This window comes from Pectobacterium sp. A5351, from assembly GCF_028335745.1.
GTDB lineage: Bacteria > Pseudomonadota > Gammaproteobacteria > Enterobacterales > Enterobacteriaceae > Pectobacterium.
In genome coordinates this window covers 2,893,584-2,910,976 of sequence record NZ_CP116477.1, presented here as the reverse complement: position 1 = coordinate 2,910,976, position 17,393 = coordinate 2,893,584, and the positions used below count along the sequence as shown (strand labels likewise).

Genomic DNA, 17,393 nt, shown 5'->3' with positions numbered 1-17,393 from the left:
AAGAGTGGGCGCTCCTGCTGTTATTATTATGATTTAATTTGTCCCATGCCAATTAAATTATTCCTTTATTTATTATGAAATAAACTCTGTTTTTCCGTTCTTTTTTATGTATAGGGGCTTTGTTTTGAAAATATTGATTCCAATTCTTGGTTTTGGTAAATCTGGTGGGGAGCGAGTTTTATCCAAGCTAGCAACAGAATTGGTGAATAAAAATCATGATGTTATTTTTATTGTCCCTCAAAATAAAGCCATTCCATATTATCCAACAAAAGCTAAGATAGTTACTATAAAACAGGTAGCCCATAGTAATAAATATATTCAGTTGATACTGTTAATATATCACATGCGAAAATGTTGCAAAAAATTGAATCCCGATATTATCATAGCTAATTTTAATATTACAGCCTACATAGTTGCCTTTTTACCCAAGAAAATAAAAAAATTTTACTATGTGCAAGCATATGAAGTTGTTTTTTTTAAAAATAAACTTCTTAAGTTTGTTGCTTATATGTCATACTTATTGCCATTAAAGAAAATTGTTAATAATGGTTTTATTTTACCAAAAAGAGTAAATAATTATTTATCTATAGTTCCTGCTGGTATTGATACAGATATTTTTTATCCCAATGCAAAAAAACAGCATAGAAAAAAAAATACAATAGGCATTATAGGCAGACAGGAAAAACATAAAGGAACATCAGATATTATTTCTGCATTGCTCAAGTGGGATGGGCGGAAAAATATTCATTTGAATGTGGCTGTATATTTAAGCGATGTAGATAAAAGGAAATTGGAAAGTAGTGGTGTCGAATTTTCTTTTTTCCCTATATCTAATGATGAAGAATTAGGAACGTTCTATCGCAAAAATGATCTGATGTTGGCTGTTGGTCTTGTTGAAGATGGAGCATTCCACTATCCATGTGCTGAGTCGATGGCCTGTGGATGTATTGTTATATCTAACTATTCGCCTTTGGTATATACGAAAAGTAGATTTAAAATAGATACCTTCAACGAAAATATGATAATCGATAAGTTAAATGAATTTAATCAGTTGACCATTTCAGAAATTGAAAATGAAGTTAAAATGAATTCTTTTGAAATAAATAAGATTTCTTGGGAAAAGATAGGGAGGAAATTCAATGATGCATTACTCGATTAGAATTGTTAAGCAAGTTGCAATTGCGATTCTGCAACCATATTTTTAATTATAACCATCTTCATTAATTTTTCTCATTGTCTAAGACATATTGAACTGATATCGGCATGATTTCGGACTTAGTTATGACTTACTTAACTGTATCGCACTAGTATTGAAAAGAATTTTACATGACAACAATTTTCTTTGTACATTTATTCAATGATTATAGTGGTAGCCCCAGAGTATTGCGAGATGCAATCGATGCGGTACAAGATGAATGCGAAAGTGACGTCCATATTATCAGCAGCGCAACGCCTGGTTTTTTGACTGAAGCTGGCCGTTATCATGTGGTGCCATATCGTCCACATGATAATAAGTATATACAACTAGCTCGGTATATAGTTTCACAGGCTATTATGTTTGTATTACTCTCATATTTGCTGATAAAAGAACGTTTAAAAGGTAACAGTACTATTGTACTAGTTAACACGTTACTGCCGTTTGGTGGTACTATCGCGGCAAAATTATTAGCGCATCGAACTATAGTTTACATCCATGAAACACATATTCGTCCTCGCGTATTAATGTCATTTTTATCAATGATAGCTGATTGGTGCGCAGATCAAGCTTTGTATGTATCTCGTTATGTGCAGCAGAAGGTAAACCTAAAAAAACCACTAAGTCATATAGTCTACAATGGACTAAGATGCGATTTTAAAGTGCCTAATCTACAACCGATGACAAAGTTTGAGGGAAAAAAAGTTCTATTTGTAGGTTCGCTTAAGACTTATAAAGGTATTTTTACTTTTGTTTCATTAGCTAGGCGTTTACCTACTGTAAATTTTATTGCGTTGTTAAATACTTCTGAGATGGATTTTAAACGATTCCAAGGTGAAATAATAGATATACCCAATTTCTCTGCTTATCGCTCGCCTGAGAATATAAATGACTTTTTTGCTAATGCATTTATGGTTGTGAACTTGAGTAATCCAACCCAATGGGTTGAAACTTTTGGACTCACTTTACTTGAAGGAATGAGTTTCGGGGCTCCAGTAATCGCTCCGCCGTATGGTGGACCAGTTGAGTTTGTGAATGATGAGGTTGGACGCTTGATTGATCCTGGCAATTTGGATGAAATCACTACTTTTATTTCAGAGTTGTCGATTGATTTTCAACGTTGGAATACATTATCAAAAAACTGTTTTCGCCATGCTGCTGAATTCTCATCAGATAGCTATAAAAAAAATATTCTCAATATTATTCGACAGGCTTCAAAATAACATGGGATTAAAATTGAAAACTAAAAAGTTACATATTGCTGTTGTTGGCACTGTGGGCTTACCTGCCTGTTATGGTGGTTTTGAGTCTTTAGTTGAGAATTTAGTGAATAACTGTTCTCAAGATATTTCCTATACGGTTTTTTCATCATCTAAGGCCTATGATAAGAAAATAATAACTTATAACGGCGCAAATATTTGTTACGTACCATTTCATGCAAATGGTGTTCAAAGTATTCCCTATGACGTACTGTCGCTGTTGAAGACGTTGTTTATTCAACCTGATGTGACGCTTATTCTTGGAGTGTCAGGTTGTCTTTTTCTTCCTATCTTCCGTTTATTTTATCGCGGGAGAATAATTACTAATATTGATGGTTTGGAATGGAAGAGAGAAAAATGGCGAGGATGGGTTAAACGATTTTTACAACTAAGTGAACGCTGCGCTATACGTTTTTCCGATGTAGTAATTGCGGATAATCAGGCGATTACTGATTATGTGGACGATAAGTATAAAGTCAAAACACTAACTATTGCTTATGGTGGTGATCATGCGTTAGCGGTTAAAGATAAGGATAGTAAAACTAATGTTGTTCCTTATTTTTTATCAATCTGCCGGATAGAGCCAGAAAATAATATCGAAATGGTGTTGGATAGCTTTTCTCAATGCCCTCAGCATCGGATGAAATTTATCGGAAATTGGGATAAAAGTGAATATGGCCGTAGATTGAAGAGTAAGTTTAGTAAATATACTAATATTGAAATAATCGATCCCATTTATGATGTCGATGTCTTATATGAACTACGCAGCCAATGCATTGGTTACATTCATGGGCATTCGGCTGGAGGGACTAACCCTTCATTAGTGGAAGCAATGCATTTTTCGAAAATTATTTTCGCTTATGATTGTAGTTTTAATCGCTTTACAACTGAAGATAGCTGTTACTATTTTTCAAATTCAGAGAATCTGGCTCAACAAATTGCAGATATTAATAATAGCCACCATTATGCAATGACCGAAAAAATGAAAAACATTGCTATGCGTCGTTATACGTGGAACGTAGTGCGAGAACAGTATGAATCCACTTATACTCTTAATAAAATAAGTATGAAAGATGTGAGTGAAAAAAATAAAGAAGCAATTTGATTATTAGATGATGGACATTTAAATATTTTTCTATTCAGGAGTTAAGTTGTATTGCGTCTTCCCGGATGAACGGGAAGACGGGTAAAATAGGTCTCCATATTAAGACGATAACGCAACAGAAAGAGCCTTATCCCAATCAGATAACTTGATGCCTAAACATTGAATTTTTTCACACTTCAACGTGGAGTTGGTTGGTCGATGGGCGGGAGTAGGATATTGTTCGGTAGAAATTGACGTCAACTCTGGTGCCTTGTTTAATATCGATTCACGCGTGGCTGTATAAAAAATAGCCTGCGCAAATTCGTACCAGCTGACTTCTTGAGCGCCGCTGTAGTGATAGATACCCCCTGTCGCGTTTTGCTGCAATAAGGCAATAATTGCCTGAGCTAGATCGCCTGCGTAAGTGGGGCAACCTCGTTGATCGCCCACGATGCTTAACCTATCCCGTTCTTTGCCAAGTCTCAGCATAGTTTTCACGAAATTATTACCGTATTCACTAAATACCCAAGCGGTACGAACAATGATTGCCTCGGGAGAGGCTTTTGTTACAGCCTGTTCGCCCCCTAACTTGGTTTTTCCGTAAACGCTTAATGGGTTTGTAGGGCTGTTTTCAGAGTAAGGTTCTGTTGAATTGCCATCAAAGACGTAGTCTGTAGAGACATGAACGAGCCGCACATTGTATTTAGTTGCTACAGTTGCTAGGTTATGGGGGCCGCGTACGTTGATGTTTTCTGCAATCTTAGGTTCTGATTCTGCTTTATCCACTGCTGTATAGGCTGCGGCATTAACGATAGCATCTGGTTGAAAATTTTTTACTACCTCTTCAACACGCTCTAAATCCGTAATATCGAGTTCATTAGAATCGGTTGCCAAAATTTTCCATTCTTCTGGTAAACGATCCTGAAAACAGCGACCCAATTGCCCGTTTGCTCCGGTCAACAATACTTTCATTTTGCTAGATCCTTGAATAATTTCCCTAACTTATCTTTTTCGGATAACAGCGGGGCTGATATTGGCCATTCAATGCCAACCTCAGGATCGTTCCATAACAGGCAACCTTCATCGCTGGGATTATAATAATCCGTACACTTATATTCAAAATCTGCGATATCAGAAAGTACAACAAAGCCATGTGCTAGCCCCGGCGGCAGCCAAAATTGTGCTTTGTTTTCCTCCGATAGGATCAGTCCATACCATTTTCCGTAGGTAGGGGAGTCCTGGCGAATATCCACGGCGACATCAAATACCTCGCCACGTACAACGCGGACGAGTTTTCCTTGCGGTTTGGTTTTCTGGAAATGCAGGCCTCGTAAGACGCCTTTACTTGAACGAGAGTGATTATCCTGGACAAAGTCTACATCGATATCCAACATCTCCTGATAACGTCTCTTTTCAAACGTTTCCAGAAAAAAACCTCTTGCATCACCGAATACTTTCGGCTGAACGATTTTTGCGCCGTGAATAGTAGTATCAATGACTTGCATGTTATTTCTCTGCGATGAGTTGGGTTAAATACTGTCCATAGGACGTTTTGCTCATTACTTTTGCTTCGTCAGCAACTTGCTGTTTAGATAGCCAGCCTTTGCGGAATGCAATCTCTTCCAGACAAGCGACTTTAAACCCTTGGCGTTTCTCAATGGTATGGATAAATTGTGATGCTTCAATCAGGCTGTCATGCGTGCCTGTATCCAGCCAAGCGAAACCACGTCCTAATAATTCAACGTCTAGATTGCCTTGCTCTAGATACATCTGATTCAGCGTGGTGATTTCTAACTCGCCGCGGTGTGACGGTTTGACCTGCTTCGCCATTTCTACAATATTCTTATCGTAGAAATAGAGTCCAGTGACAGCCCAGTTAGATTTCGGTTTTACCGGTTTTTCTTCTATCGACAGCGCTTTGAAATCCTGATCAAATTCGACGACGCCAAAACGCTCAGGATCGGTGACCTGATAGCCGAAGATTGTTGCGCCTTCTTCTTTTGTCGCCACGGCTTCAAGTTTCTTGCCAAAGCTTTGACCGAAATAAATATTATCGCCGAGTACCAGCGCGCAGCGTTCCCCATTGATAAATTCTTCACCGATGATAAAAGCTTGGGCCAATCCATCAGGGCTGGGTTGAATCGCGTAGCTAAGCTCAATGCCAAAACGGCTTCCGTCGCCTAAAAGGCGTTGAAATGCTGGCATATCCTCGGGCGTAGTGATAATCAGTATTTCACGGATACCCGCGAGCATGAGAACCGAAATAGGATAATAAACCATCGGTTTGTCATAAATCGGCAGCAACTGCTTAGAAACTCCGCGAGTAATCGGATATAGCCGAGTACCACTTCCCCCTGCGAGCACGATCCCTTTCATCAATAACTCCACCTTTTTCATTAAAGATTGTCTTTAAATAGCTGCTTTAGTATATCACTCTACTTCACCAGAATTGTCTGATGTATCAGAAAAAGTCGATACCTAGGATCGCTTTGTGACTGATTGGGTGTAATCTTAGTGTTATGCGTGGCGCGTGATATCAGGCTGCGAAGTGAAAATGATCGGTTTGATCAAAATAGATGTTTAAATAAAGACCATTAGATTGAAGAGAGTCAATCCATGACATCATTGAAAGCTATTATCCCCGTAGCAGGTTTAGGGATGAATTTGTTACCAGTGACCAAGGCAATTCCTAAGGAAATGTTGCCATTGGTTGACCGCCCGGTGATTGAGAAAATCGTCAACGAGTGTGTGAGGGCGGGGATTAAAGAAATTGTTCTGGTGACGCATGCGTCGAAAAATGCGATTGAAAACCACTTCGACACCTCGTTTGAGCTTGAGTCTCTGCTGGAAGAACGTGCCAAGCGTCAACTGCTGGCCGAAGTACAGTCAATTTGCCCGAAAGGCGTGACGATCATGAACGTTCGTCAGGGTGAAACGCTGGGGCTTGGGCATGCTGTCTCCTGTGCGCGTCCAATCGTTGGTGATAATCCGTTTGTGGTGGTGTTGCCCGATGTCGTGTTGGATGAAAATACCGCTGACCAAACGAAAGAAAATCTGGCGCTGTTGATCTCTCGTTTTGAAGAAACAGGCCGCAGCCAGGTGTTGGTGAAGCATCGTCCTTATGAGGTGTTGCCTGAGTACTCTGTTGTTGATTGTGAGAGACCGCTGGTGAACCCCGGCGATGCCGCAGCGATTACGTCTATGATTGAAAAACCTGAGGCACCCTCTGAAACGGGGTCTGATCTATCTGCCGTCGGGCGTTATGTATTAACTGCCGATGCCTGGCCACTGCTGGATAAAGCACTCCCTGGTGCATGGGGACGTATTCAGTTAACGGATGTGATTGCCGATATGATCGCGACTCAGCAGGTGGATGCTGTGCAAATGTCAGGCAAGAACTTTAACTGTGGTCGTAAACTGGGCTATGCACAGGCGTTTGTCTCTTATGGATTACGCAACCCTGAGTTTGGTGCCGAATTTAAAGAAAGCATTAAGGCGCTGCTGAAAAAGTAATATTGACTGTAAAATACAATTAAACCGCAGGCGTATTCACCTGCGGTTTTGAAATTCAGACATTGAGAAAACCGTACCCTACTTCCTTGGTTAGTCGTTCAATGAGCTTTTTTTCGTGAGCAGTTAGTTCATTTTGCTCAATATATTTCCAGTTACGTTCGTAGAAATCTAATGCTTCACGATCGTTAAATTGGGTCTCTGGGGCTAGATACCAAGCACACGCTTTCATTTGTGGGTAATCGGTGATTTTTATCATATGCCCTCCATCTGATATGTTCATTATACAACCACTCCAATGAGCCTTCAAATTACAGGGAGAGCCCTGAAGAGGAACCCGTGCAGATAGATCGCGCTATCGAAGAAGAGAGTTGTCTTGAATGTTGCAAATTTACTATCGAAACTATTCAAACCACGGCAGCGCTCGGTCGCGAGACCATTTAGCGTATTGAAATAATTCGCTATTAATCAGGTTTTCATCGAAATGGAGCAGGAATTCAGGAGCCAGTGCGCGGAATTCATCCGGTATGCCAAGCCACGCCAACGTCTCTTCATGTTCTTCGTGCTCAGGATCGTTAAGAATTTCACATAGCCGAAAATAACCATGAATTCCCCCGCAGTCCTCTGGAGGGCAACCGCCTTCACCGTCGAGGCAATGGACGAAGCCTGATTCGTCATCATCAGAGTAAGCGCTGTTTTCCAACTCAATGACGTGTTCCCAGCTATCGCCGAAATCATAAATATAGCGTAGTGAGTTGCCTTTGCGTTTCAGCAGTGTGTCAAGACGATGCAGGCTCTCTTCCTTAACAACATGGTCACTGTGGTTAAGATCGTTGAAAGTATAGGTGAATAGCTGTTTTTTGAAAATAAACTCATGCAGGTGGTGGTCTTCCCATCCCATAGTGATTTGCAGTACATCATGTAGTCGGTCAAGCGTGATGTTGGCAGGAACGACAACGCGTCGCCAGATAGTCGGTTGTGAATCCAGTAGTGAAATTTTTAGCTGGTAGCGTTTTAGTGACATCATGAATCCTCTTTCGATCAGGAGACAATTACCGATGCTAAATGAAGCAGAATATGTTGTATAACACCGTGTGCTGCCGAATAAATTGCATTTTGATGAATTTTGTTGTGTCTGTAGGGATTTTTACTATCAAACCAATCACTATCCACTCACGCAAAGCTGAGTTACCATGTTGGCCTGTTTTTAAATTGCCTGCGGGGTCGCCATGCGAGTCGTTGTCGTCGTTGCAGGCAGGTTATCCTTCAGACTGGAGTTGCTTTAATGTCCAAACAGCAAATTGGCGTTGTCGGTATGGCGGTGATGGGGCGCAATCTAGCGCTGAACATTGAGAGCCGTGGCTATAGCGTTTCCATCTTTAACCGTTCTTCCGATAAAACCGATGAAGTGATCGCGGAAAATCCGGGTAAAAAACTGGTGCCTTCTTACACCGTTGAAGAGTTTGTCGAATCCCTGGAAAAACCCCGCCGTATTCTGCTGATGGTGAAGGCCGGTGAAGCAACTGATAAAACGATTGAATCGCTGAAACCTTACCTGGAAAAGGGCGATATTCTGATCGATGGCGGTAACACCTTCTATAAAGATACGATTCGCCGTAACCGCGAGCTGTCCGCTGAAGGGTTTAATTTCATCGGTACAGGTGTATCCGGCGGGGAAGAAGGTGCCCTGAAAGGGCCTTCCATCATGCCGGGTGGCCAGAAAGAAGCTTACGAATTGGTTGCGCCGATTCTGGAACAGATTGCCGCGCATGCTGATGGTGAAGCCTGTGTGACCTATATTGGCGCTGATGGTGCAGGTCACTATGTCAAGATGGTGCATAACGGCATTGAATACGGCGACATGCAGTTGATTGCTGAAGCCTATGCGCTGCTCAAACAGGCTCTGAATCTGGGCAATGAAGAACTGGCCTCAACGTTCTCTGAATGGAACAAAGGCGAGTTAAGCAGCTACCTGATTGAAATCACTGCTGACATCTTCACGAAAAAAGATGAAGAAGGTAAATATCTGGTTGACGTGATTCTGGATGAAGCGGCTAATAAAGGCACCGGTAAATGGACCAGCCAAAGCTCTCTGGATCTGGGTGAGCCGCTGTCTCTGATCACCGAATCCGTTTTTGCTCGTTATCTTTCTTCACTGAAAGATCAGCGCGTTGCTGCCTCTAAAGTGCTGACTGGCCCAACGGCTCAGGCATTCGGTGGCGATAAAGCCGAGTTTGTTGAGAAAGTGCGCCGTGCGCTGTATCTGGGTAAAATCGTTTCTTACGCTCAAGGCTTCTCACAGCTGAAAGCCGCATCCGACGAGAACAACTGGGATCTGAACTACGGTGAAATCGCCAAGATTTTCCGCGCTGGCTGCATCATTCGTGCACAGTTCCTGCAGAAAATCACCGATGCGTACGAGCAGAAAGCAGATATCGCTAACCTGCTGTTGGCCCCTTACTTCAAGAAAGTGGCTGACGAATACCAGCAGGCGCTGCGCGACGTCGTCTCTTACGCGGTTCAGCAAGGTATCCCGACGCCAACCTTCTCAGCGGCCATTGCTTATTACGACAGCTACCGTTCAGCCGTATTGCCTGCTAACCTGATTCAGGCTCAGCGTGACTATTTCGGTGCACATACTTATAAGCGTACGGATAAAGAAGGCGTATTCCATACCGAGTGGCTGGAATAATCGTTTCTTATGCTTAGATAGCGCCGTTTGTTAATAAAACGCCAGATTAGGAAATATCTGGCGTTTTTTGTATTGATGAATCAGTGGATAGATATCGTTAGGATATCTATGACTTTTTTTCTGGAATACTGTAAATTTCATTAAAGAAATCTGCTTTTTTACCGAGATCATTGCTGTTTATTACATCGGGATCTTGCTATTTTTAACGGTGTTGCAAAAATTGAGTTGTAGTTTTGCTTTCTGGTGTTGTTTGTCAGAGGTGGTTTTATCCCATAGATGGTTCCATCGCCATTGAACTGTAACTCATTACTGGGAGGATCCCGGTAACGGTCGGTAACGATGCAAAACTCAACTGGTTTGCCGTTGTGCTGGCTGAAATGAAGGACGGGGTATGGTCTTTTCGACGGTACCCCACCCTGAAGTACTTCATGTTAAAAAGGAAATCGTAATGAAGAAAACGTTAATCACGCTGGCTGCGGTACTGGCCATGTCGTCAAACGCGTTTGCTGTTGATGGCGTCTCTAGCAGCACTGCTGCTGGTACCTCTACCACCACCACGACCGCTGGCGCTACCGCTGCTGGTGCCGCTGGTGCTGGTGGTGCTGGCTTTGCTGTTGGTACTACTGCTCTGATTGCTGTCGGTACTGCTGCGGCGATCGGTGTTGCTGTTGCAGTTGCTGTTTCCAGCAACGATAACAGCACTCCAGCGACGACGACGACTCGTACTTAAGTTCGTTGTAACACTAAGGCCACTTCGGTGGCCTTTCTTTTTCCAGGCTGCGCTGTTCAACGAGAACTGCATTTCATGATAAAAATAAAACGAATGGCAAAGGTGAGTGCGCTGATTGCCATACCTCTTTTATCGGTTGTGCTGACAGGCTGTTCCCAAAATGTGGAGCAGGTGGGGAAAACGTTTAAATTGGCGTTTTTCGGTCAGGATGATACCCATGTGACGGCCAAACAGGTTGCCAATACGCCCTATGCCTCGGCCTATCTGAAAATGGGTAAAGCGCCGCAGGCGTTTGTTGTGCTCGCTTTTGCCGAGCAGAATCAGTTGAAATGGATCGGGGCCGATAAAAATATAGTCTCGACCCAACATGGTCGTTTAGTGAAAACACAGGGATTTGGTGAAGACATTACTTATGTGGATAACCTGCAACAAGATCCCCTGACGTTAGGTCTATTGAAGACATCGACGCCAATGACATGGCAGAGCCGGGTTGAGTGGTCTCAAGTCTTCCGCGGTGGTTATGAGACCACGTCCGTTTTTCAGGTTCGTGGCAAAGAAACGATAAAAATTCTGGATATCCCGCGTGAGCTGCTGCGTTTTGATGAACGAGTGACCGTTCCAACCTTGAATGAATCTTATACCAATAGCTACTGGCTCGATCCGGTTAACGGAAGTGTGGTGCAAAGCCAGCAGTATATGGGGCCGGGTATGGCATTGGCCACATTCACCGTATTAAAACCCTACGTACAATAAGGGGCTGCAATGTTGGCACTTAATCGTATCGCTACCTTGTTGCTGCTGGTTTCCGGTGTCGCGACCGCCGCACAACTGACGGTGAAATCGCCTCAAGAGACGATCGCCGTTGTTAAACTGGACGATGGTACGCGTCTTGAAAAATTTTACGAACAGGTTCCCTGGCCACAGAATATAAACTGGCAAACGGCGTTTATTTCTGATTTCGCGACGACGCAAAAGGTGCGAGAACAAGGGGATGTGTTACTGCAAAAGCTGGCTGAGCTGGAAACGCGCTGGCGTAACTCGGGTGATGGCGATCTGGCGATCTCCGCCTGGCTTCTGAGAAAAACCCTGACTCCAATTAATGTTGCTGGCCGTATCCGTACCGAGCTGGATCCTGACCGCGTACGTGTTTATATAGAAAATAATCGCCCTCTGGTGGGGGACTATGCACTGTATGTGGCGCTTCATGATGACAGACTGTCGCTGATCGGGCTGGTGAACACCTCCGCTGATGTGGGGGAACTGGAGACATCGGGAAAAGTGGCGCTGCGTGCCGGGTGGTCGATCGAGAATTATCTCTCCGGACGGCGGCTTCTCGCGGGAGCAGATAACAGTTACGGCTATCTGATTGGGGGAAATGGCAAGTGGCGCAAAGTGCCGCTGGCGCTGTGGAACCGTCAGCACATTGAACCTGCAGCGGGCGAAACGATCTTTATCGGTTTCAATCCTTCTGTTTTACCACAGGATATGTCATCACTTAACGATCAGCTTGCTGACTATCTTGCTAACCGGATCCCACTCGAATGACAAAGAACAGAAACGTCAAATTAAGTTGTCTGTCGTTGGCGATTGGCGGCATCTTGAGTGCGCAGGCAATGGCGGCTGAGACAGAAAACAGCCGTGCAGTCACGAACCAGAACACGCGTTTTCAGCCCGTAGGTGTATCACAGTCTGATTTTGGTGGAGTAGGTCTGTTGCAGATGCCGACCGCACGCATGGCAGAAACGGGCGAGTTTAGCCTCAATTACCGCGATAACGAAGAATATCGGCGTTATTCCATATCCCTCCAGCTCTTCGACTGGCTGGAAACGACGGTACGTTATACCGATACTCGTACTGCTCCGTATAGTTTCGTCTCTGATTTTAGTGGCGCTCAAACCCATAAAGATAAAGGTTTTGATGTTAAAGCCAGATTATGGCGGGAAAGTTATTGGTTGCCACAGGTTTCTTTGGGATTACGTGATATCGCAGGGACTGGATTGTTTGATAGCGAATATCTGGTGGCCAGTAAGCGTTTTGGTCCTTTTGATTTCACCTTGGGTATGGGGTGGGGCAATATGGCCGAGAGTAGCAATATTAAAAACCCTGCGTGTTCATTGAAAGCCAGTTTTTGCCAGCGTAGTGAAGGTTATTCTGGTACAGGTGGACAGTTTGAAGTTGGGAATTTTTTTCACGGCCCGGCTGCGCTGTTTGGTGGCATTGAGTACCAGACTCCATGGGATCCGCTGCGCTTAAAGCTTGAATTCGATGGCAATGACTATAGCCGTGAGTTTGCTGATCGTTATCGTAGTGAAAAAATCAAGCAGGATTCTCCTTTCAATATCGGTGCTGTCTATCGAGTAGGGGATGTGCTGGATACCACGCTGTCGTGGCAGCGTGGCAATACCCTGATGTGGGGCTTTACCCTGCGCACCAACTTTAACAGCCTGAAACCTAACTATTTAGACGATGCGCCACCGGTCTATGCGCCAGTGCAGGATGGCAAAGGGACAAACTGGCAGCTCGTCTCGAAAGAGCTGAATGATAAGGCTGGCTTTAAAGACGCTGATATCTACGCGGATCAAAAGCAGGTCACCATTGTTGCCGATCAGACAAAGTATCGTGATAGCGAAGAGGCAACGCAGCGTGCCGCGACGGTATTGGCGAACTATGTACCGGGCAACATTGATGAATACCACCTTGTTCAGCGCAGCCAGCGTTTACCGATTACCAGCACGGAAGTGGATGCCAAAGCCTTCCATCAGGTTAAACAGGCTGCTGTTCCGCTTGGTCAACCGGAACCTGAAACGCATCGTAAAGAGCCGATATCCGATGTGCGTGGCCAGCAGGTACTGCTTGCGGAACCCGATCGTCTGACGTATTCATTAGATCCGACGCTAATACAGTCTTTCGGTGGCCCTGAATCCTTCTACATGTACCAGATTGCGCTGAAAGGCAACGTGGACTACCGTCTGAGCGATCACTGGAGCGTAGGCGGAACCGCGACGCTGAATCTGGTGAATAACTACGACAAGTTCAATTTTAAAGCACCACCAGCGGATGGCGCAGCGCTGCCGCGTGTCAGAACCTGGGTGCGTGAATATGTCACCTCTTCGGATCTGTTATTGACCAACCTGCAATTAACCCGCATGGATAATCCGGCGCAGGACTGGTATACCCAGGTCTACGGCGGCTATCTGGAAATGATGTACGCGGGTGTCGGATCTGAAGTGCTGTATCGTCCGTTTGGTAAAAGCTGGGCGCTGGGGATGGATGTGAACTATGTCAAACAGCGTGACTGGAACGACATCATGCGTATGGCCGATTACGATGTGGTGACAGGCCACCTGACCGCCTACTGGGAACTGCCGTTTATCGAAGGTGCGGTAGCGAAGGTAAGCGTGGGTCGTTATCTGGCAGGGGACAAAGGGGTAACCCTCGATCTGTCTCGCCGCTTTGACAGCGGAATCATTGCGGGTGCCTTTGCGACCAAAACCAATGTCAGTGCCGCTGAATATGGTGAAGGGAGCTTTACTAAAGGCTTCTACATTTCTATACCGTTTGACCTGCTGTTCACTGAACCGACGGTGAAACGTGGTGCCATTGGTTGGGTACCGTTGACGCGCGATGGTGGACAGATGCTACAGCGCCGCAGTTCTCTGTATGGTGTCACCGAACACTAATCATCCATTTCAGTTCGTTTAGGGTGAATCAAGCCCGTCATGGTCGAGTGCCGCGACGGGCTTTTTTGTGTATTTGCTTTACAGGATAAAACTATTTGATAACTGATTTGAACTATTTCATTTGGTTATTGTTTGTATCTTAATCATGTCGAATCAGTCGGAAAGATTCTGTACTGCTATTCCTGATTTGCTTGTAATTTAACAGCTTAATCGCGGCTATCGCGATGGGGCGGGACATTGTTGAGAATAAATGTGTCCCATGGGTAATGATTGAAATAGTTTCGTCATGGAAGATTCATAGAGCCAAACCTATTATCTCCTGTCGCAATGGCGAAATAAATATATAGCTTGGATCTTAATGGTCGTACTGACAGGAGAGTGCAATCCGATGAATTTACCTATTTCTGCTGTTATCTCGCTAGTGATGAGTTCTGCCTGGTGTCTCCCTCTGCATGCGTCTGTGCAGAATAACCCTCTTGGCATCTATCAACTGATTCAGGAGAGGATGGTGCTGATGAAGGATGTCGCAGGGTATAAGGCCCGTCAGCACCTGCCAGTTGAGGATCTGAAGCAAGAAGAGCGTATTTTGAGTAAGGCGCGGGAGCAATCCACTGCCGTTGGTTTATCTCCCCAGAGTACACAACTGTTTTTTACGTCATTAATGAATGCCAGCAAAGCTATTCAGTATCGCTACATGGCTGATTGGCTTGCGACACCGGAAAACGATTGGACGCCGCTCTCGCTGAATAACACGGTCAGACCCACGTTACTCACGATTGATGACCAGCTCTTGATTAGCATTAAACGTTACCTTACGAATGGCGGGCATTTTGCACCTCAGCAAGAGGCCGCATTTCTTTCTTCTATTAATGTTGAGCATCTGTCACAGAACGACAAACGCCAGATTTATGTGGCATTGAGTCAAATTGAACCAGACGGTAAATAGCTGAGTGGGAGAGAAGACGATGACTTACCAACTATTGAAAGGGAGTGAGCGTGGAAATATCGCTGACGCAGCGTATCGTGAACGTTGTGATGTGAATGAAAGCGTTAGAGTTATGCTGGTGCTGCGTTTTACTACGCCAGATGAAGTGTATTACACCGAACTGCACGATAGCATCGATCCGCAGTTTGGCGGTATCAACGCCAACAGACCATTATCACGTGCCGACTATGCCAGGAAGTTCAGCGCTGATGAGGCCGATATCGAGCATGTTCGTGCGTTTGCGCGGCATCATCAGCTCGCTATCGAACGTGAGCACGTCGCCAGCCGCGCCGTTTTCTTAACGGGGACAGCGGGGCAAATGGAGCAGGCGTTTCGCGTGAGCTTAGCCCGGTATGACCACAAACACGGCGCATTTCGTGGGCGAGCGGGAGGGATTTACCTGCCGGAATATCTACAGGGTGTGGTGATTGCCGTATTAGGCCTTGATGAACGTCTGGCAACGAATTGTTGCCTGCGTATTAATGACGCGTTTTCCAACGCGGAAAAGCGCTTGTCGGGCTACACACCACTCGAACTGGCAGAGATCTACCACTTCCCGGAACATGACGGTGCGGGGCAGTGCATTGGCATTATTGAATTAGGGGGCGGATATCGCCTGCCGCAGTTGGAGCACTATTTTAAACGCATGGGTGTTAATCCTCCTCAGGTCGTCGATGTCTGTGTGGGTGGCGGCAGGAATGCCCTCGCATCGTCAGAAGGCGATAAAGAGGTGAGCCCGATTGATATCGAAGTGCAGATGGATATCGAAATCGCTGGTGCGCTGGCACCAGCCGCAAAAATTGTGGTGTATTTTGCTCCGAATACCGATGCCGGGTTTTTAGAAGCGATCAATGCGGCGATTTATGATGAGAAAAATGCGCCGTCGGTGATTTCGATTAGCTGGGGATCCAGCGAGTCGCAATGGACGGCGCAATCATTACAGGTTTACAACCAGGCCTTTCAGACCGCGGCTGCGTTAGGAATTACGGTATGTGTGGCTTCTGGAGACCGCGGTTCAAAAGATGGTGAACCCCATGGTTTGCACGTCGATTTCCCCGCATCCAGCCCTTATGTTTTAGCGTGCGGTGGCACTCGCTTGCAAAAAACGATGGAAGAAACCACCTGGCATAGCCGGGATGGTAGCGCGACGGGCGGTGGCGTCAGCCAATATTTTGCGCTGCCCGGCTGGCAATTAGGGTTATGCCTAGTAGATAAATACGGCGGCCATCACCCCTTACAGCACCGTGGTGTGCCTGATGTCAGCGGCAATGCCGATCCAGAAACCGGTTACTTGGTTGAGGTTAACGGACGGGAAGGGGTTGTCGGTGGAACCAGTGCCGTCGCGCCGCTGTGGGCTGCTTTACTGGCACGGATGTTAGGGTTGACCCAGTTTGCATCGCTGTTCCTTCCCCCGTTGCTATACCGAAATCGTAATAGCTGCAAGGATATCGTGCGGGGAAATAATGGATCATTTGTGGCCTCTGAAGGTTGGGACGCTTGTACAGGGCTGGGGTCGCCGGATGGCATGAAGCTGCTAGAGCTGTTGAAACGACTTGTGAGGCTCAATGGAACACGGAAACATGATGATGGGCACGAACAGTGAGTAAGTATTTCTGGGATAGCGGGTGCAGGGAACAAATCCTACTCAGATGAGGAAATTACCGGTGATATTCATTACATAGCTGACTTCGGTTTGAGCCTACGGCGGTTAGTGGATATAACCCGATAATAGGGACGTGATTGGGTCAAGGCTCGAGCGGAACCTGATGCGGTGCATGTTATCCATACATGTTCGTATCAGGTTTTTTTGATTCATCACGCCTACTGGGGAACGCGTGCTTAACCAAAGAAAAGCACATGCTGGTATATTATGTCATTAAAAACACTATGATTAATGAAAATACCTCATGCTGATCTAGGGTAAAATACGGTGATGATTCCATCTGTATCCTAAGTCATTCGAGTTGGGTGGCGGCGGTAACCGCGCGCATCCCCGGAAGTTTACTTAGGTAAGTGGCTGGGGGGTAAGGGCAGCTAATGCACAAACAGCTTGAAGTATATCAGAGCATTACCGAACGGATGCCTAAGGTTTATGCCTGTGCGATGAAGGGGTATAACGATGTGGAAAAAAATTACGGCTGCCAGCTAACCATCGATGAAATCATGTTTCTTACTATTCATATCAACAGGTTACATCCCTCCTCATCTTGAACACGTAGACTATCGTGGTAGATACACCTGCGGGAATGAACAGCACA

Annotated in this window: 17 protein-coding genes; 12 read left to right on the top strand and 5 right to left on the bottom strand. The window is 45.1% G+C overall.

What is annotated here, in order from left to right; genetic code table 11:
• The first annotated feature begins 124 nt into the window (after positions 1-124).
• The 3 genes from O1Q74_RS13495 (at position 125) to O1Q74_RS13485 (ending at position 3,559) form a co-directional block, all read left to right on the top strand.
• On the top strand, positions 125-1,159 hold the full coding sequence (locus O1Q74_RS13495) for a glycosyltransferase family 4 protein (protein WP_271873791.1): 1,035 nt from the start codon (positions 125-127) through the stop codon (positions 1,157-1,159).
• A gap of 167 nt (positions 1,160-1,326) precedes the next feature.
• Positions 1,327-2,418, top strand: coding sequence for a glycosyltransferase family 4 protein (locus tag O1Q74_RS13490; protein ID WP_271873790.1), 1,092 nt, complete (start codon positions 1,327-1,329; stop codon positions 2,416-2,418).
• A gap of 1 nt (position 2,419) precedes the next feature.
• The gene (locus tag O1Q74_RS13485) at positions 2,420-3,559 is read left to right on the top strand and encodes a DUF1972 domain-containing protein (RefSeq protein ID WP_271873789.1); all 1,140 of its coding nucleotides are present in this window, start codon (positions 2,420-2,422) and stop codon (positions 3,557-3,559) included.
• Between the two features lie 99 nt (positions 3,560-3,658).
• Here O1Q74_RS13485 and rfbD read toward each other — a convergent pair whose 3' ends face one another.
• From rfbD to rfbA, 3 genes are read right to left on the bottom strand one after another with little or no spacing between them, the layout of a single operon-like run.
• Complete coding sequence (gene rfbD, locus O1Q74_RS13480) at positions 3,659-4,510, bottom strand: dTDP-4-dehydrorhamnose reductase (RefSeq protein ID WP_271873787.1); 852 nt, start codon at positions 4,508-4,510, stop codon at positions 3,659-3,661.
• On the bottom strand, positions 4,507-5,043 hold the full coding sequence (gene rfbC / locus O1Q74_RS13475; protein WP_271873785.1) for a dTDP-4-dehydrorhamnose 3,5-epimerase: 537 nt from the start codon (positions 5,041-5,043) through the stop codon (positions 4,507-4,509). The genes rfbD and rfbC overlap by 4 nt, the downstream gene beginning before the upstream one ends.
• Before the next feature lies 1 nt (position 5,044).
• On the bottom strand, positions 5,045-5,914 hold the full coding sequence (gene rfbA, locus O1Q74_RS13470) for a glucose-1-phosphate thymidylyltransferase RfbA (RefSeq protein ID WP_116186107.1): 870 nt from the start codon (positions 5,912-5,914) through the stop codon (positions 5,045-5,047).
• 240 nt (positions 5,915-6,154) lie between these two features.
• Here rfbA and O1Q74_RS13465 point away from each other — a divergent pair, with 240 nt between their 5' ends.
• Positions 6,155-7,051, top strand: coding sequence for a sugar phosphate nucleotidyltransferase (locus tag O1Q74_RS13465; RefSeq protein WP_271873782.1), 897 nt, complete (start codon positions 6,155-6,157; stop codon positions 7,049-7,051).
• 55 nt (positions 7,052-7,106) lie between these two features.
• On the opposite strand, the gene O1Q74_RS13460 is transcribed toward O1Q74_RS13465, so the two are convergent.
• Entirely contained in the window at positions 7,107-7,307 is a 201-nt protein-coding gene (locus tag O1Q74_RS13460) for a hypothetical protein (protein WP_271873780.1), read from the bottom strand.
• Between the two features lie 144 nt (positions 7,308-7,451).
• Positions 7,452-8,075 carry a plasmid pRiA4b ORF-3 family protein gene (locus tag O1Q74_RS13455; RefSeq protein WP_271873779.1) on the bottom strand — a complete coding sequence of 208 codons (624 nt, stop codon included), beginning with the start codon at positions 8,073-8,075 and terminating at the stop codon, positions 7,452-7,454.
• Positions 8,076-8,333: 258 nt separating this feature from the next.
• On the opposite strand from O1Q74_RS13455, the gene gndA reads away from it, so the two are divergent.
• The 8 genes from gndA to O1Q74_RS13415 all read left to right on the top strand — a co-directional run bounded on the left by gndA (position 8,334) and on the right by O1Q74_RS13415 (position 17,346).
• Positions 8,334-9,740 (top strand): NADP-dependent phosphogluconate dehydrogenase, encoded by a 1,407-nt coding sequence (gene gndA / locus O1Q74_RS13450; protein ID WP_271873777.1) that lies wholly within the window; start codon positions 8,334-8,336, stop codon positions 9,738-9,740.
• Between the two features lie 448 nt (positions 9,741-10,188).
• Complete coding sequence (locus O1Q74_RS13445) at positions 10,189-10,470, top strand: hypothetical protein (protein WP_271873775.1); 282 nt, start codon at positions 10,189-10,191, stop codon at positions 10,468-10,470.
• Positions 10,471-10,545: 75 nt separating this feature from the next.
• Complete coding sequence (locus O1Q74_RS13440) at positions 10,546-11,223, top strand: YjbF family lipoprotein (RefSeq protein ID WP_271873774.1); 678 nt, start codon at positions 10,546-10,548, stop codon at positions 11,221-11,223.
• Between the two features lie 9 nt (positions 11,224-11,232).
• Positions 11,233-12,015, top strand: coding sequence for a capsule biosynthesis GfcC family protein (locus tag O1Q74_RS13435; RefSeq protein ID WP_271873773.1), 783 nt, complete (start codon positions 11,233-11,235; stop codon positions 12,013-12,015).
• Positions 12,012-14,150 (top strand): YjbH domain-containing protein, encoded by a 2,139-nt coding sequence (locus tag O1Q74_RS13430; RefSeq protein ID WP_271873772.1) that lies wholly within the window; start codon positions 12,012-12,014, stop codon positions 14,148-14,150. The genes O1Q74_RS13435 and O1Q74_RS13430 overlap by 4 nt, the downstream gene beginning before the upstream one ends.
• Before the next feature lie 388 nt (positions 14,151-14,538).
• Complete coding sequence (locus tag O1Q74_RS13425; RefSeq protein ID WP_271873770.1) at positions 14,539-15,096, top strand: chorismate mutase; 558 nt, start codon at positions 14,539-14,541, stop codon at positions 15,094-15,096.
• Positions 15,097-15,115: 19 nt separating this feature from the next.
• Positions 15,116-16,738 carry a S53 family peptidase gene (locus O1Q74_RS13420; protein ID WP_271873769.1) on the top strand — a complete coding sequence of 541 codons (1,623 nt, stop codon included), beginning with the start codon at positions 15,116-15,118 and terminating at the stop codon, positions 16,736-16,738.
• Positions 16,739-17,172: 434 nt separating this feature from the next.
• The gene (locus tag O1Q74_RS13415; RefSeq protein WP_442953091.1) at positions 17,173-17,346 is read left to right on the top strand and encodes a PRD domain-containing protein; all 174 of its coding nucleotides are present in this window, start codon (positions 17,173-17,175) and stop codon (positions 17,344-17,346) included.
• Positions 17,347-17,393: the final 47 nt, after the last annotated feature.

Coding starts and splice junctions, on each gene's coding strand:
- O1Q74_RS13445 (WP_271873775.1), top strand. CDS start 10,189: ATGAAGAAAACGTTAATCACGCTGGCTGCGGTACTGGCCATGTCGTCA.
- O1Q74_RS13485 (WP_271873789.1), top strand. CDS start 2,420: ATGGGATTAAAATTGAAAACTAAAAAGTTACATATTGCTGTTGTTGGC.
- O1Q74_RS13440 (WP_271873774.1), top strand. CDS start 10,546: ATGATAAAAATAAAACGAATGGCAAAGGTGAGTGCGCTGATTGCCATA.
- O1Q74_RS13420 (WP_271873769.1), top strand. CDS start 15,116: ATGACTTACCAACTATTGAAAGGGAGTGAGCGTGGAAATATCGCTGAC.
- rfbA (WP_116186107.1), bottom strand. CDS start 5,914: ATGAAAGGGATCGTGCTCGCAGGGGGAAGTGGTACTCGGCTATATCCG.
- O1Q74_RS13455 (WP_271873779.1), bottom strand. CDS start 8,075: ATGATGTCACTAAAACGCTACCAGCTAAAAATTTCACTACTGGATTCA.
- O1Q74_RS13425 (WP_271873770.1), top strand. CDS start 14,539: ATGAATTTACCTATTTCTGCTGTTATCTCGCTAGTGATGAGTTCTGCC.
- rfbC (WP_271873785.1), bottom strand. CDS start 5,043: ATGCAAGTCATTGATACTACTATTCACGGCGCAAAAATCGTTCAGCCG.
- O1Q74_RS13435 (WP_271873773.1), top strand. CDS start 11,233: ATGTTGGCACTTAATCGTATCGCTACCTTGTTGCTGCTGGTTTCCGGT.
- gndA (WP_271873777.1), top strand. CDS start 8,334: ATGTCCAAACAGCAAATTGGCGTTGTCGGTATGGCGGTGATGGGGCGC.
- O1Q74_RS13415 (WP_442953091.1), top strand. CDS start 17,173: ATGCACAAACAGCTTGAAGTATATCAGAGCATTACCGAACGGATGCCT.
- O1Q74_RS13460 (WP_271873780.1), bottom strand. CDS start 7,307: ATGATAAAAATCACCGATTACCCACAAATGAAAGCGTGTGCTTGGTAT.
- O1Q74_RS13430 (WP_271873772.1), top strand. CDS start 12,012: ATGACAAAGAACAGAAACGTCAAATTAAGTTGTCTGTCGTTGGCGATT.
- O1Q74_RS13490 (WP_271873790.1), top strand. CDS start 1,327: ATGACAACAATTTTCTTTGTACATTTATTCAATGATTATAGTGGTAGC.
- rfbD (WP_271873787.1), bottom strand. CDS start 4,510: ATGAAAGTATTGTTGACCGGAGCAAACGGGCAATTGGGTCGCTGTTTT.
- O1Q74_RS13465 (WP_271873782.1), top strand. CDS start 6,155: ATGACATCATTGAAAGCTATTATCCCCGTAGCAGGTTTAGGGATGAAT.